This is a genomic window from Corynebacterium sp. HMSC072A04 (assembly GCF_001809235.1).
Lineage (GTDB): Bacteria > Actinomycetota > Actinomycetes > Mycobacteriales > Mycobacteriaceae > Corynebacterium > Corynebacterium hiratae.
Genome location: NZ_KV796780.1, coordinates 22361 through 35934 on the forward strand (window position 1 = coordinate 22361; position 13574 = coordinate 35934).

Genomic DNA, 13574 nt, shown 5'->3' on the forward strand with positions numbered 1-13574 from the left:
CTAAAGTTGCCAATGTGACTAATGTGAATCCGGAAAACTCTGCCTCGTCCGCTGACCACGCGCGCCACGCCGCCGATTCTGACGCGGCTGCCGCCCCGGCCGCCGCTGCCGCTCCTGCGAGCAAGCTCCCCCTGCGCGGGCTCGCCATGGTGCTCATCGCCGTTGCCGTCATGCTCGGCATGTGGGCGCTTTATGCCATGACCTCTGATGATTCGGAGGACACCGCGCAGAACGCGCCGGCAGGCAACGATGCTGTCGTATCCGGCCCCGCGACTGGCGGCGCCGAGGGTGACGGTGCTGCCGCCGGTGGCGCGGAAGGAGAGGCGGACAAGAACCGCGAGGAGTCGGATGCTGCCGGTGCTGACGCCGAGGCTGGCGCAGACGGCGATGCTGAAGCCGAGCGTGACGCTGCCCGCGACGACAACGCTGAGGAAGGCGCTGCCGCAGGTAGCCCCGACCGAGCCCAGGCGGAGATCCCCGTCAACGTCTACAACAACTCCGGTCGCGCCAACTTCGCTGCCGATGAGGCCGAGCGCCTGAAGTCCCAGCACTTCCACATCGCCGAGGTGGGCAATATCAGCGGCGACGTCCTCGTGGCTCCGAAGACCACCGTCTACTTCCCGGAGGGGGATGCGGCCGCCGAGAGCCTCGCCAAGGAAGTTGCCGCCCAGTACTACGGTGCCAACGTACCGGCGGAAGCGATTGCCCCGTACCCGGCCGAGCTGACCGGGGACTACACCAAGGGCGATGCCGTCGTGGTTGTCCTCGCGGTTCCCCAAGCCTAGGGAATAAAATCTTATTAAATTCATCCGCCCGACGGATAGGATGAATGGGTGAATATTCCGGAAGAGAACTTCGCCCGCTCGCCCGAGCCCACGCTGGGTGTTGAGTGGGAAGTTGCCCTCGTTGATCCAGCGACCTGGGATCTCGTGCCACGCGGCGCTGAACTCATCGACCGCGTGCGCGCTGCTCATCCCGACATCCACCTGGAAAAGGAATTCCTCCAAAACACGGTGGAGCTGGTAACCGGGGTGTGCCGGACGGTGCCGGAGGCGATGGGGGACCTGCGGGCGTCGCTCAGCGCCGTGCGTGAGGCGGCCGACTCCTTGGGTGTGCGCCTGTGGGCCTCGGGCGGGCACCCCTTCACGGACTTTCGGAAGAACCCCGTCTCCAACAAGGAGAGCTACTCCGAAATTATCAACCGCACCCAGTATTGGGGGCAGCAGATGCTGTTGTGGGGCACGCACGTGCACGTCGGCATCAGCCACGAGGACCGCGTGTGGCCCATCATTAATGCGCTGATGACCAAGTACCCCCACCTGCTGGCAATTTCCGCCTGCTCGCCGGGGTGGGAGGGGCTCGATACCGGCTATGCCTCCAACCGCACGATGCTCTACCAGCAGCTGCCCACCGCGGGCATGCCCTACCAGTTTGAGAACTGGGAGCAGTGGAAGTCCTATATGCGGGACCAGGCTATTTCGGGAGTCATCAACCACACTGGCTCGATGCACTTCGACGTCCGCCCGGCCTCCAAGTGGGGCACGGTGGAGGTGCGGATTTCCGACGCCGCCTCCAACCTCCGCGAGCTCTCCGCCATCGTGGCGCTGACACACTGCCTCGTGGTGCACTATGACCGCATGATCGACGCCGGCGAAACGCTGCCCACGCTGCAGCCGTGGCACGTGGCGGAGAACAAGTGGCGCGGCGCGCGCTATGGCATGGACGCGCTGGTCATCACCTCGCGCGAGACCGATGAACGCTGGATCAAGGATGAGCTGGCGGATCTCTTGGTGGAGCTGGCTCCGCTCTCGGAAGAGCTGGGCTGCGCCCGGGAGCTGCAGCTGGTGCAGGAGATCATCGATGGCGGGGCGGGCTATGAGCGCCAGCGCCGTTTGTACCAGGAGACCGGCAGCTGGCAGAAGGTGGTTGAGGCCACCGCGGATGAGATGGAGCGGCTGGCGTAAGTACCGAACGATCAATTAAGGCCCGAAAATTGGGAGGTTTCAGGGGCTTAATTGATCGAAACGTCCCAACTGGGAAGCTGCCTCAGCTCAAAGGCGACGTTTCGATCAAATAGCCCCGCAAAACCGCCTTGGTTTTAGCCCTTAATTGATCGAAACGTCCCCCTAGCTCTCCGCGACCGCGCGCTTGCGCGGCGCAATGAAGCCCCACACGGCGTAGACCACGATGAAGGCCAAGCAGGACAGCGTCCACAGCGAGGTCGCCCACGGCTGGAAGGACTCGATGGCGTCGAGGTTGGCCGAGGACATGGTGAACCACACGGGCACCGACATGAAGGGCAGCGAAAGCACGAACAAGGCCGCCACGGAGGCAAGCCCCGCGAGCTGCTCACCGCCCTTGCCGGACACGCGCGAGCTCACCGCCTGGTTAACCGAGACGAAGACCATGACGATGAAGGGGATGGTCCACACGAAGTGGTGGTACCACGAGAAGGGGGAGACCAAGCAGGTGCTCAGGCCCGTCAGCGCGAAGGCAGCCGAGCGGTTGCCGCGCAGGTAGGCGGTGCGCAGCGCTAGGCAGGTCAGCGCGAAGACCACGATGACCGCTAGGATCCACCAGATGCCGCCGTCGATGCCGAGCTCGCGGAACATGAGCGAGCGCAGCGACTTTGCCCCGGGGTTGGCATGCTCGCCCACACGCGAGGAGTTGAACATGGCATCGGTCCAGAACACCATCGCATCAGGCACGAAGAGGAATCCGAGCAGCACCGTGACCAGGAAAGTGATCACCGCACCCGCGGCGGCCCACCAGCGCTTCTCAAAGAGCAGTGCTAGGCCCATGTACGCCGGGGTCAGCTTGATTCCGGCTGCCAGGCCGATGCCCACGCCCGGCAGGCGGCGCTTGATGGGCAGGAAGTCAAAGGCCACGAGCAGCATGAGGAAGACGTTGACCTGCCCGTAGTACAGCGACCCGTGCATCGTCTCATTCGCCGGGGTCAGCGCGGTAAGCAGCACCGCGATGAGGACGGCCGCCGGGGTCATCTTCACGCCCCGCTCGCGGAAGATCATGATGATGATGGCCAGCACAGCCAAGAACATGAGCGAAGGCCAGATAATGGTCAGCGCGTCCTTGCTAAAGAACGGCAAGACTTTGAACAGCAGGCCCGCAAAGGGTGGGTAAGTGAAGGGGAATTCAAAGATATAGGGGGCGTCGTAGAGCAGGCCACCGGCGTTGAGATCTTCGCCAGCCATGCGGTAGATGGCGAGGTCGAAGGGGAGGATGAAGGTGAAGGCCTTGTGGCCATCGAACTGGATGATCTTGTACACCATCACCGCGATGCCCAGTGCGAGGACAGCACACATCGTTGGTACGCCTTGCAGCTTCTTCACGTCGACTCTCCTCGTCTGACCACCTATTAGTGCCTTTTGCAGCCTATATTATTGTCCCCGCATTTCCCGGCAGAAAGGCACCGTGTCCTTACTTTCGGCGCATCGAACGCGCGGCCGGGCTCTCGTTGCGTGTCATCGATTCCGGGGGACCGTACAGGCCCTCGCGGCGGGCGATACGCGTGGTTCTCTGCGCGGTCACCGGGCTGGTGATCATGGCGAAGAGGACGAGCAAGACGAGGATTCCCAGGTCGCCCCTCTCGGCCACGCTGAAGTCCTCGGAGCCCGTCACCTTGATGATCGCGCCCACGATGGTGAAGATGAGCCCTGTGGTCTGTGGTTTGGCGATGGCATGCACACGCGCCATCGTGTCCTTAAAGCGCGCCACGCCAATCGCGGCCGCCAAGATGAGGATGGAGCCGACGAGGATGAGGATGATGGAGAGGATATCGGCAATCAGTGCGTAACTCATGAATCCCTCTTCCTAAATCGGGTGACAGAGACCGTGGAGATGAAGCCGAGGAGCGCCACGACGATCATCGCGTTGGAGACCGTCGTGTCCAGCGTCCAGCAGATATAGGTGGCCAGGGCGCATTGGAACATGGCCACGAGTCCGTCCATAGCGATGAGCCGGTCGAGCGAGTTCGGGCCGATGACGATGCGCCACGTGGTGATGAGGAATGCCACCACGAGGAAGCCGGCGGCCACGGTGAGCAGGATGTTATACAGGTCCGTATCCATCAGGGGTGGCTCCTTTCAAAGATGGCAATCATATCGGCCTCGAGCTTGCGTACGGCCGCGATTTCGCGTTCCAGGTCCTCTTCGGAATCGGCGTTCAGCAGGTGGATGGTCAACATGCGGTTGGCAATGTCGATATCGGAGACCGTGCCGCCGGGCTGCAGGTTATACAGGCTGACCGCCAGCGAGAGAATGAACTCGTTCTCCACTCGCATCGGCAGCTTCACAATCGCCGTCTTCGGCACCGGCTGCGGGCGCACCGCCAGCCAGCCGACCATGATGGAGGCCTCCATGAGCTCTATAAACCACTGCGCCATGAAGACGAGCAGTTTGCCCCAGCTCACCGAAATCCCCGCCACGGGCATGGCCGGCAGCGGCAGCGCAAAGACGATGACGAGGCTGACGAGCAGGCCACCCACCAGGTTCGCTACGGTAACTTCGCCCATGAGCATGCACCACATGACGACGATCCACACCATGAACCATGGCCGGAAGCGGTGCTTAATACCGGAGAATCTCATCGCGTCACCTCCTTTTCATCATCGTCCACGGTCGTGGGGAGTGTAGCCGTCGTGCTTGGCGACGTCCTCGTGGTCGGCGCCACCGGTTCCGGATCCGGGAGGGGCTCGCTGCGGTTCTTTCGCGAATCCGCGCCCTCCTCGTAGCGCTCAGCGGGGTCTAAGTGACGCGTCGGGTCCTCGGCGGAGTCACCCAGGACGGCATAGCGGTAGATGGAATCATCCTGCGCCGAGGTGGCCGCGCGGGTGGTGACACCAGAGATGGGGCCCGCCAGGAAGGACATCGATACCGAGGCGATGACGAGCAGGGAGGTCGACGCCAGCATGCCGAAGGGCACGCGGCCGACGTCATCGCGCTCCTCCAATTCGACGTACTCGGTGACTTCTCCCAGTGGGGAAGGCCGCACCATGGCGAGGTTGCCCTCGGGCGCATCGCCGCGGTCGCGCAGGAAACCCTTGGCCCACACGAGGATCATGACGTAGAGGGTCAGCAGGGAGGTGACCACCGCGCCGCCGATGAGGACCCAGGACAGCCAGGAACCTTCATTCGCGCCGGCTTGGAGCAGCATGATCTTGCCCAGGAAGCCGGAGAAGGGCGGGATACCGCCCAGGTTCATGGCCGGGATGAAGTACAAGATGGCGATGAGCGGCGCGGTGTAGATCAGGGAGCCCAAGCGCCGCAGCGAGGAGGTGCCGGCTTGGCGCTCGATGAGGCCCACCACCAGGAACAGTGCGGTCTGCACCAGAATGTGGTGCACCGCGTAGAAGATGGCGCCGGACAGGCCCTGCGCGGTTCCGAGGGCAACGCCGAAGATCATATAGCCGATGTGGCTGACCAGTGTGAAGGACAGCAATCGCTTGATATCCGATTGGGCGATAGCGCCCAAAATACCCACGAGCATCGTGGCCAGTGCGACCCACATGAGAAGGACGTCCAGCCCGCCATCAGTAAAGATCGAGGTGCGCGCGCGGATGATGGCGTAGACACCAACCTTGGTGAGCAGGCCCGCGAAGACGGCGGTGACCAGCGAGGGGGCGGTGGGGTAGGAGTCCGGTAGCCAGGCATCCAGCGGGAAGACGGCCGCCTTAATTCCGAAGGCGATGAGCAGCACGGAGAACACCGCGGTGCGGGTACCCGCGGGGATATCCTCCATCCGGATGCCAATCTGGGCCATGTTCATCGTGCCCACCGTGGCGTAGACATAGGCCAAAGCCAGCACGAAGATGAGCGAGGACGCCATGGAGACCATGACGTAGCCCACGCCGGCCCGCACGCGCGCCGGTGAGGCGCCGAGGGTGAGCAAAACGTAGGAAGCTACGAGGAAGATTTCGAAGCCCACGTAGAGGTTGAACAAGTCACCGGCCAGGAAGGACACGTTCACGCCCATGGTCAGCAGCATGTAGGTGGGCAGGAAAGCCGCCACTGGCTCGTCCTTCGTACCGTCGCGCACGCCCTGTGCGATCGCGTACCACATGACGGAGAAGAGGACGATGGAGGAGGTAAAGAGCATGACCGTGGACAAACGGTCCGCCACCAACGTGATGCCCACCGGCGCGTCCCAGCCGCCCACCTGAAGGGTTTGAATGCCGGTGGTATCCGCGATGGCAATCAGAGCGGCATTCACCACGGCGAGCGTGAGCAGCGAGAAGAAAGCGATGCGGCGCTGCGCATTGGTATTGCGCGCAAAGAGCATCGCCAGCGCAGCAGCCAAGGCCGGGATGATGATCGGCAGGGGGATCAGGTAGCTGATATACGGCAGCAACAGATCCACTAGGGGCGAGATGGTCTCACTCATCGGTCGCCTCCTTCACGGGAGCCTCGAAGAACTCGGGGCCAAACTTATCGCCTTCCTTGGTGGTGCGGCCGGTGGTCGGGTCATTAGACGCGTCGTGGTCAGGGGCGGCTGAAGCATTGCCCGGGCGCGAGGCAATCGCCGCGATAGCGGCGTCCTCGGTGTCGTCCTCAATCACGTCCGCGGAGCGGTAGCGGTATTGGCGGTAAGCCAAGGTGAGGATGAAGCCGGTCAGCGCCATCGAAATGACGATGGCCGTGAGGATCATCGCCTGGGCCAGCGGATCGGCGATCTGATCGCCGTAGGGGAGGGAGTTCCGGCCGTCGATAGGCGGCGAGCCTGCCTGGCCGCCAGCCATGAGCATGAAGAGGTTCGCGCCGTTGCCCAGCAGCAGGATGCCGAGCAGCATTTTGGTCATCGCGCGGTCGAGCAACAGGTAGACTCCGGTGCCGCAGAGCACGCCCGCAGCGAGCAGGAGCATGAGATTGGCATCCATTAGGCGTGTCCTTTCTCTGCCGTGGCAGCGGTTTCTTTTGCTTGTGTGCGGCGCGCCAGGGAGCGTGCGCGATCGCGGGCGCGTTGCTTACGCATCTCTTCTTCCTCATCGAGCTTCGCGCCCAAGGAGGACAGCACGTAGAGCGTCAGGCCAATGACGATGAGGTAGACGCCGGCGTCGAAAATCAGCGCGGACGGCAGCGACACATCACCGATGAGCGGTATACCTACCTTCGTGTACCCAGAGGTCAGCGGCGGGTAGCCCAAGAGCATCGGGGTAATAACGGCGCTGAGGGAGAGCAGCAGGCCTACCGCCATGGTGCGGCCGCCGTCGAGAGGCAGCGCCTCTTCGAGCTCATCGCGGCCGCCAGCCAGGTAGCGCAGAATCAGCGCGAGAGCGGCGACGAGGCCACCGGCAAAACCGCCGCCAGGGGCGTTGTGGCCACCGAAGAAGAAGTACAGGGACAGCACCATCATCGAGGGGAAGAGGATGCGGGTGCTCACGTCCACCATGAGCGAGCGGTTGAGCGCCTTTTCGGATTCCACGCCCGCGGCCAGCCAGCGGCGGCCGGTGACCTTCAAGGTCGGGCGGCGGGAGGCGCGGGTAAAGCTCTGCGTGCGGAAAATCAGCGAGGCAATACCCGTTGCGGCAATGACGAGCACCGTGATCTCGCCGAAGGTATCCCACGCGCGCAGGTCCACGAGCAGGACGTTGACCGTGTTGGCGCCGTGGCCAATCTCCTTGGCCAGATCCGGCATGTACTGCGAGATGGGCTCCTCGCGCCGAGCGTTGATGGCAAACATGCCCACCACGGTGACGGCGAGGCCAACGCCTACCGCGAGCCAGGCGCGCAGGCGCCCGGTCTTGGGGTCCTGCTTCCACTCGGTATTAGCCGGCATACGGCGCAGCACCAGCATGAAGAGCACCATGATGATGGTTTCCACGAGGAGCTGCGTCAACGCCAGGTCCGGAGCGCCCTGCAGCGCAAAGATGAAGGACAAGGCGTAGCCGGTCACACCCACCAGGATGACCCCGGAGAGGCGGTTATCCAACACCGTCGAGGCAATGGCGGCGATGATGATGATCACCGCGGCGATGGCCTGCCAAGGGTTCTCGGCCACGATCATGCGCACGTTGGTGATATCACCGTTGATGAGCATGACGATGGGCAGCACCATGAGCGTGGCGAAGATGACCGTGAGGTTGTATTGCAGCGAACCGCGCTGCGTGGAGGCGGTAATGCGCAGGGAGAGCTGGCGCAGGGCGTTGATGATGGCGTCGTAAGCATCGTCGGCAGAGCCCAATGCTGGGTAGGTGAATTGGGCCTTGGTGAGCGCCTGGCGCTGCCAGTGGAGGAGGGAACCCGCAGCGATAATGATCACGGAGAGCAGCAGCGGGATGGTCCAGCCATGCCACAGAGCGAGCTCGGAGGCGTCCTGCGCCCCAAAGGTGTTGTCCAAGTGCTGCGTGATGCCGTGGGAAAGCGGCAGCGGCAGCAGTCCGAAGAAGATGGTGAGCAGGGTCAGCACTGCCGGTGGGATCCACAGGAAGGGGCCAATGTGGTGCATGTTTGCTACCGCCTCAGAGGGCTCGTCCTGGCCCTTGGAGGAGAAGGCTCCCCACAAGAAGCGCAGCGCGTAGGCCATCGTCAGCGCGGAACCGACGACGACGGTGACAAGCAGCATGTTGCGCGGCATGCCGACCAGAAGCTCCTCGCCCATGATGGCCTCGAGCGTGGCTTCCTTGGACACGAAGCCCAGCAGGGGCGGGATACCGGCCATGGACATCGCGGGGAGGATGGCCAGGACGTACAGCGCGGGATTCTTCTTGCCCAGGCCCGCAAGCTTGTCGATGTCCCTGGTTCCCGTCGAATGGTCGATAGCGCCGACGATCATGAAGAGCGCGGCCTTGAAGAGGGAGTGCGCGACGGTCAGCGCCAGTCCTGCCTGCATCGCCTCGCGGGAGCCAATGGCGATGATGGCGGTAATAAAGCCCAGCTGCGAGACGGTGCCGTAGGCCAGGATGAGCTTCAGGTCACGCTGCTTGAGCGCCATCCAGCCGCCGAGCAGCATGGTGAAAGCACCCAAGGGGAGGACCACGAGGTGCCAAGTGGGGATGTCATGCACCGAGGGGGCAAGGCGTGCGACGAGATAGATGCCGGCCTTCACCATGGCCGCGGAGTGCAGGTAGGCCGAGACCGGGGTCGGTGCGGCCATGGCACCGGGCAGCCAGAAGTGGGCTGGGGCGATGGCGGACTTGGAAAGCGCACCACAGAGAATGAGCACGATAGCCACGGTGAGGTAGGGCGTGTTGGCGAGGTCCTCGGTGGCGGCGATACTGCTGAAAGACCACGCGCCGGTCTGGCGGCCGAGGAGGGTAATACCCACCAGCATGGCGAGACCGCCCAGGACGGTGACCATGAGCGCCTGCTGCGCTGATCGACGCGACGAGGCTCGCTCGCCGTAATAGCTCACCAAGAGGAAAGACAGCAGGGAAGTGATTTCCCAGAAGACGTAGAGCAGCAGGAAATTATCGGAAATCACCAGGCCATACATGGCCGTGGCAAAGCCCACCATTTGGCTGCTGAAGAGGGCGAGGCGCCGCCGGGAGTGGTTGAAATAGCCCCAGCAATAGAGCAGGACCAGCGCGCCTACACCCAGGATGATGAGGCTGAATAACGCGGAAAGCGCATCCATGCGGAAGCTGACATTGAGGTGCGCTGCTGGCATCCAGTTGAGGTCATAGGCCAGCTGGTTGCCGTCGCGCAGCGTGCCATCGGTCAGACGTTGGAGCACCCAGAAGAACCCAACCGCGGGCACTATTGCCAAGAGGCCGAAGGCACGGCGGCCGAGATAGAAAATCAGGAAGGGAGCGGCGATGGTGGTTAGAACCAAGGCACAAAAGAGAGTGAGCACGAGGTTGCGGTGGCGTCCTTTCCTTGTCGGGGGACTGGGCTAAACCCACCGCACTGGCGGGCGTCTACTAGTGCTCACGATACAGTCTGAAATCCCAATTTTCACTTTTTCATTTCATACAGTTATATATGCGTCTCCTGTTGGCGTTCTTCCACGTCGCTAGCGGCTCAGGTTGGAGGGGTACTGCGCCGCCCGCCCGGGATACCCGGGCCACGGTGGGCAGCGCTGCGGTGCGCTTAGGCGAAGCGCTGCAGGAAGAGCGCCTCGGCGATGGCGATCTTTTCAATCTCGGTCGGGTCGACCGATTCGTTAGCAGAGTGGATGGTGCACTGCGGCTCCTCGACGCCGAAGAGTGCGATCTCCGCGTTTGGGTGCTTCTCCTGCAACTCCACGGTCAGCGGGATGGATCCGCCCATGCCCTGGGTGATGGTCTCCCCACCGAATGCCTCGCCGAGGCACTCGCCGAGCAGAGCCACCGCGGGCTTTGCCGGGTCGGTCTCGAATCCCAGGTTGGCCTCCAGGATGGTGACCTCGATGTGTGCGCCCCACGGGACGTGCTTCTTCAGGTGCTCGGCCACGGCCTCCGCGGTGGCGCGGGGATCCATGGTGGCGGGGGTGCGCAGGTTGATGTTGGCTTCTGCGGTGGCGGGCACGGCATTGACGGCCTCGGCCACCGGGGTGGAAGTAAAGCCGGTGATGGTCACTGCCGGGCGGGCCCAAATCATATCCGCGATAGCGGTGGCACCGGCCGGGTCCTGCGCGCCCATGACCTCGGTGCCCTCGAGCATTTGCGCGTCGGCGCGGAAGTTCTCCTCGCTGTAGGCGGTGTCCTGGCCCTCGGCCAGCGGCCAGGTGCCTTCGCAATCGACGCCGTCGATAGTCGTGCGGCCATACTCATCCGTCAGGGAATCCAGCGCGCGCATGAGCGCCTTGACGGCGTCGGGAGCCGCGCCGCCGAACTGGCCGGAGTGCACGGCCGAGTGGAGGGTGGAGACCTTGACGTTGATCTGCGAGCCGCCGCGCAGGGAGGTCGTCAGCGTCGGGACACCTACCTTGGCGTTGCCGGCATCGGCGATGAGAATCGCGTCGGCCGCGAAGAGCTCAGGGCGCTCCTCGATGAGTGCGGACAGGCCCTCGCCGCCGCGTTCCTCGGAGCCCTCAATAAGCACGGTGAGGTTGAGGTCGGTTCCACCGTTGGCGTCGAGCGCGCGCAGGGCTGCCAGGTGCATGGCGACGTTGCCCTTGCAGTCAGCCGCACCGCGGCCGTACCAGCGGCCATCGCGCTCAGTCAGGGTGAAGGGATCCGACTCCCACGCGTCGGGGTTTCCGGCAGGAACCACGTCGTAGTGCGAGTACAGCAGCACCGTCTTCGCGTCCTCCTTGCCGGGGCGCTTGGCGACGATCGCCGTGGAACCGTCAGCGGTAGTGATGGCCTCGGGGGTGAAGTTGGCGTCGACAAGCGCGGCGTGGACCCACTCCGCCGCCTTCGCGGTCTGGTCCTCTAGACCCGGCTCGTTGTGGACGGAATTGAAGGAGACGAGCTCCTTGAGCTGGTTGAAAATAGTGTCGCGGTCATTGTTCACAAACTCAGAAATCTTGGTCATGCACTCCAACCTACTCGGATCCTCAACTCGGCCTACCGGCCGCTAGGTAGTAACATATGCACGGTTCTAGTCCATATTGTTTATAAGTTCTTTTTAGAAAGGACCTGACATGGCGTCTACCACCGCCGAAGGTTCCCAGTCCACGCTCCGCGAGCTCACGCTGCGCGGCATCATCATTGGTGGGCTCATCACTCTTATCTTTACCGCCGCCAACGTGTATCTGGGCCTCAAGGTGGGCCTGACGTTTGCCACGTCCATTCCTGCCGCCGTGATTTCCATGGCGGTGCTGCGCCGTTTTGCCGGGCACAACATCAAAGAAAACAACATCGTGCAGACCATCGCCTCTGCGGCCGGCACGTTGTCCGCGATCATCTTCGTGCTCCCGGGCTTGGTCATGGTGGGCTACTGGCAGGGCTTTTCCTTCATCGATACCGCCGCGGTGTGCGCCATCGGCGGTGTGCTCGGCGTGATGTACTCCATTCCGCTGCGCCGTGCGCTGGTGACGGGCTCGGACCTGCCCTATCCGGAAGGCGTGGCCGCGGCGGAGGTCCTCAAGGTGGGCGATAGCACCGGTGAGGAGGGCGAGGCCGCCCACGAAGAGAACACGAAGGGCCTGCACGTCATCCTCTTTGGCGGCATCCTTTCTGCCGTCATGGCACTGCTGGCGGCTATGAAGGCAGCCGCCTCCGAGGTGGCCACCTACTTCAAGCTGGGCCCTGGCGCGACGACGCTGGGTAGCTCCCTCTCGCTGGCGCTGGTCGGCGTGGGCCACCTCGTGGGCTTGGCCGTGGGTATTGCCATGCTCGTCGGCGTGGTCATCTCCTACCTCATCCTGCTGCCCATCCTCACCGGTGGTGAGGGGCTGGGTGATCCGGCCACGCTCATGGACACTGTTGATTCCGTCTTCTCCGGCCGGATTCGCTTCATCGGCGTGGGCACCATGGCTATCGCCGCGATCTGGACGCTGATCAAGATCACCGGCCCAATTGCCAAGGGCATGGCTGAGTCCTTCGCCTCCTCCCGTGACCGCAAGGGCGGCCAGCAGGTAGCGGTGGAGGAGCGCGATATTCCGGCGCCCTATGTCATTGGCACCATCCTGGTCCTGATGATTCCGATTGGTCTGCTGCTGTGGAACTTCGTGCGCGGCACCGATATTCACGACCACATGGCCGTCCTCATCACGGTCTCCGTACTCTTCACCTTGCTCGTGGGCCTGATCATCGCGTCGGTGTGTGGCTACATGGCTGGCCTCATCGGTGCCTCCAACTCGCCGATTTCCTCCATCGGCATCATCGCGGTCATCGCTGCCGCGCTGATCATTGCCGCCGTGACCCGCGGGACGGACGCGGAGCCGCTGTCGCTGGTGGCCTACACGCTGTTTACTGCGGCCATTGTTTTCGGTATCGCGACTATTTCCAATGACAACCTGCAGGACCTCAAGACCGGTCAGCTGGTCGGTGCGACGCCGTGGAAGCAGCAGGTAGCGCTCATTATCGGTGTCCTCTTCGGCTCCCTGGTGATTCCGCCGATTCTGCAGGTCATGCTCACCGGCTTCGGCTTCCAGGGCATGGAAGGCGCTGGTGAGGACGCACTGGCTGCACCGCAGGCCGCGCTGATGTCTTCGGTAGCCTCCGGTATTTTCGATAACTCCCTGCCGTGGGATCTCATCGGTCTGGGCGCGGCTATTGGTGCCGTCATCATCATCGTGGACGAGTGCCTGCGCCACTTCACCGACAAGTACTCCCTGTCCCCGCTGGCCGTGGGAATGGGCATGTACCTGCCGGCAGCCATCACCATTGTGGTGCCGATCGGCGCTTTCTTGGGCTACTTCTACAACCGGTGGGCGGCCCGCCAGTCCAAGCCGGACTTTGCTAAGCGCATGGGCACGCTGCTGGCCACCGGCCTCATCGTGGGTGAGTCGCTCTTCGGCGTGGTCAATGCGGGCATCATCGCGGCGTCGGGCGGCGATTCCCCGCTGGAGATCTTCGAGGGCGGCACGGCAGCCAAGTTCGTGGGCGTCATCCTCTTCGTTGCCGGCATTGCCGCGGCGTATAAGTGGACAGCGAAGAAGGCTGCGTCTTAAGCGCGACAGAGACTTCGTTGTGACGGGCGGTTCGGTTTAGCGGGCAGTTCGTTTTCGTGGGCGGTGCTTATGCACCGCCT

11 protein-coding genes are annotated in these 13574 nt (G+C 63.3%); 3 read left to right on the forward strand and 8 right to left on the reverse strand.

What is annotated here, in order from left to right:
• Positions 1–14: 14 nt before the first annotated feature.
• Positions 15–785: a LytR C-terminal domain-containing protein gene (locus HMPREF2565_RS05840; protein WP_118779488.1), complete on the forward strand. Its 771-nt coding sequence runs from the start codon at positions 15–17 to the stop codon at positions 783–785.
• 48 nt (positions 786–833) lie between these two features.
• Positions 834–1964: a glutamate--cysteine ligase gene (locus HMPREF2565_RS05845; protein ID WP_071407013.1), complete on the forward strand. Its 1131-nt coding sequence runs from the start codon at positions 834–836 to the stop codon at positions 1962–1964.
• Between the two features lie 162 nt (positions 1965–2126).
• Here HMPREF2565_RS05845 and HMPREF2565_RS05850 read toward each other — a convergent pair whose 3' ends face one another.
• The 8 genes from HMPREF2565_RS05850 to HMPREF2565_RS05885 all read right to left on the reverse strand — a co-directional run bounded on the left by HMPREF2565_RS05850 (position 2127) and on the right by HMPREF2565_RS05885 (position 11411).
• Positions 2127–3350: a glycosyltransferase 87 family protein gene (locus HMPREF2565_RS05850; protein WP_071407014.1), complete on the reverse strand. Its 1224-nt coding sequence runs from the start codon at positions 3348–3350 to the stop codon at positions 2127–2129.
• An 88-nt stretch (positions 3351–3438) separates the two neighbouring features.
• Positions 3439–3819: a monovalent cation/H(+) antiporter subunit G gene (locus HMPREF2565_RS05855; RefSeq protein WP_070516178.1), complete on the reverse strand. Its 381-nt coding sequence runs from the start codon at positions 3817–3819 to the stop codon at positions 3439–3441.
• Complete coding sequence (locus HMPREF2565_RS05860) at positions 3816–4088, reverse strand: monovalent cation/H+ antiporter complex subunit F (RefSeq protein WP_046647179.1); 273 nt, start codon at positions 4086–4088, stop codon at positions 3816–3818. Before HMPREF2565_RS05860 ends, HMPREF2565_RS05855 begins: the two co-directional genes overlap by 4 nt.
• Entirely contained in the window at positions 4088–4606 is a 519-nt protein-coding gene (locus HMPREF2565_RS05865; protein WP_070546240.1) for a Na+/H+ antiporter subunit E, read from the reverse strand. The genes HMPREF2565_RS05860 and HMPREF2565_RS05865 overlap by 1 nt, the downstream gene beginning before the upstream one ends.
• A complete protein-coding gene (locus HMPREF2565_RS05870; protein ID WP_070546242.1) occupies positions 4603–6399 on the reverse strand; it encodes a Na+/H+ antiporter subunit D in 1797 nt (598 codons plus the stop codon). The genes HMPREF2565_RS05865 and HMPREF2565_RS05870 overlap by 4 nt, the downstream gene beginning before the upstream one ends.
• Positions 6392–6892: a Na(+)/H(+) antiporter subunit C gene (locus HMPREF2565_RS05875; RefSeq protein WP_046647182.1), complete on the reverse strand. Its 501-nt coding sequence runs from the start codon at positions 6890–6892 to the stop codon at positions 6392–6394. Before HMPREF2565_RS05875 ends, HMPREF2565_RS05870 begins: the two co-directional genes overlap by 8 nt.
• Positions 6892–9807 carry a Na+/H+ antiporter subunit A gene (locus tag HMPREF2565_RS05880; protein WP_071407015.1) on the reverse strand — a complete coding sequence of 972 codons (2916 nt, stop codon included), beginning with the start codon at positions 9805–9807 and terminating at the stop codon, positions 6892–6894. Before HMPREF2565_RS05880 ends, HMPREF2565_RS05875 begins: the two co-directional genes overlap by 1 nt.
• A gap of 236 nt (positions 9808–10043) precedes the next feature.
• Positions 10044–11411 carry a dipeptidase gene (locus HMPREF2565_RS05885; protein WP_071407016.1) on the reverse strand — a complete coding sequence of 456 codons (1368 nt, stop codon included), beginning with the start codon at positions 11409–11411 and terminating at the stop codon, positions 10044–10046.
• Positions 11412–11520: 109 nt separating this feature from the next.
• Here HMPREF2565_RS05885 and HMPREF2565_RS05890 point away from each other — a divergent pair, with 109 nt between their 5' ends.
• The gene (locus tag HMPREF2565_RS05890) at positions 11521–13494 is read left to right on the forward strand and encodes an OPT family oligopeptide transporter (protein WP_049154698.1); all 1974 of its coding nucleotides are present in this window, start codon (positions 11521–11523) and stop codon (positions 13492–13494) included.
• Positions 13495–13574: the final 80 nt, after the last annotated feature.

Bases quoted from the DNA above. Each gene is read 5' to 3' on its own strand.
- HMPREF2565_RS05865 (WP_070546240.1), bottom strand. From the start codon at position 4,606: ATGAGATTCTCCGGTATTAAGCACCGCTTCCGGCCATGGTTCATGGTG.
- HMPREF2565_RS05890 (WP_049154698.1), top strand. From the start codon at position 11,521: ATGGCGTCTACCACCGCCGAAGGTTCCCAGTCCACGCTCCGCGAGCTC.
- HMPREF2565_RS05860 (WP_046647179.1), bottom strand. From the start codon at position 4,088: ATGGATACGGACCTGTATAACATCCTGCTCACCGTGGCCGCCGGCTTC.
- HMPREF2565_RS05885 (WP_071407016.1), bottom strand. From the start codon at position 11,411: ATGACCAAGATTTCTGAGTTTGTGAACAATGACCGCGACACTATTTTC.
- HMPREF2565_RS05875 (WP_046647182.1), bottom strand. From the start codon at position 6,892: ATGGATGCCAATCTCATGCTCCTGCTCGCTGCGGGCGTGCTCTGCGGC.
- HMPREF2565_RS05855 (WP_070516178.1), bottom strand. From the start codon at position 3,819: ATGAGTTACGCACTGATTGCCGATATCCTCTCCATCATCCTCATCCTC.
- HMPREF2565_RS05870 (WP_070546242.1), bottom strand. From the start codon at position 6,399: ATGAGTGAGACCATCTCGCCCCTAGTGGATCTGTTGCTGCCGTATATC.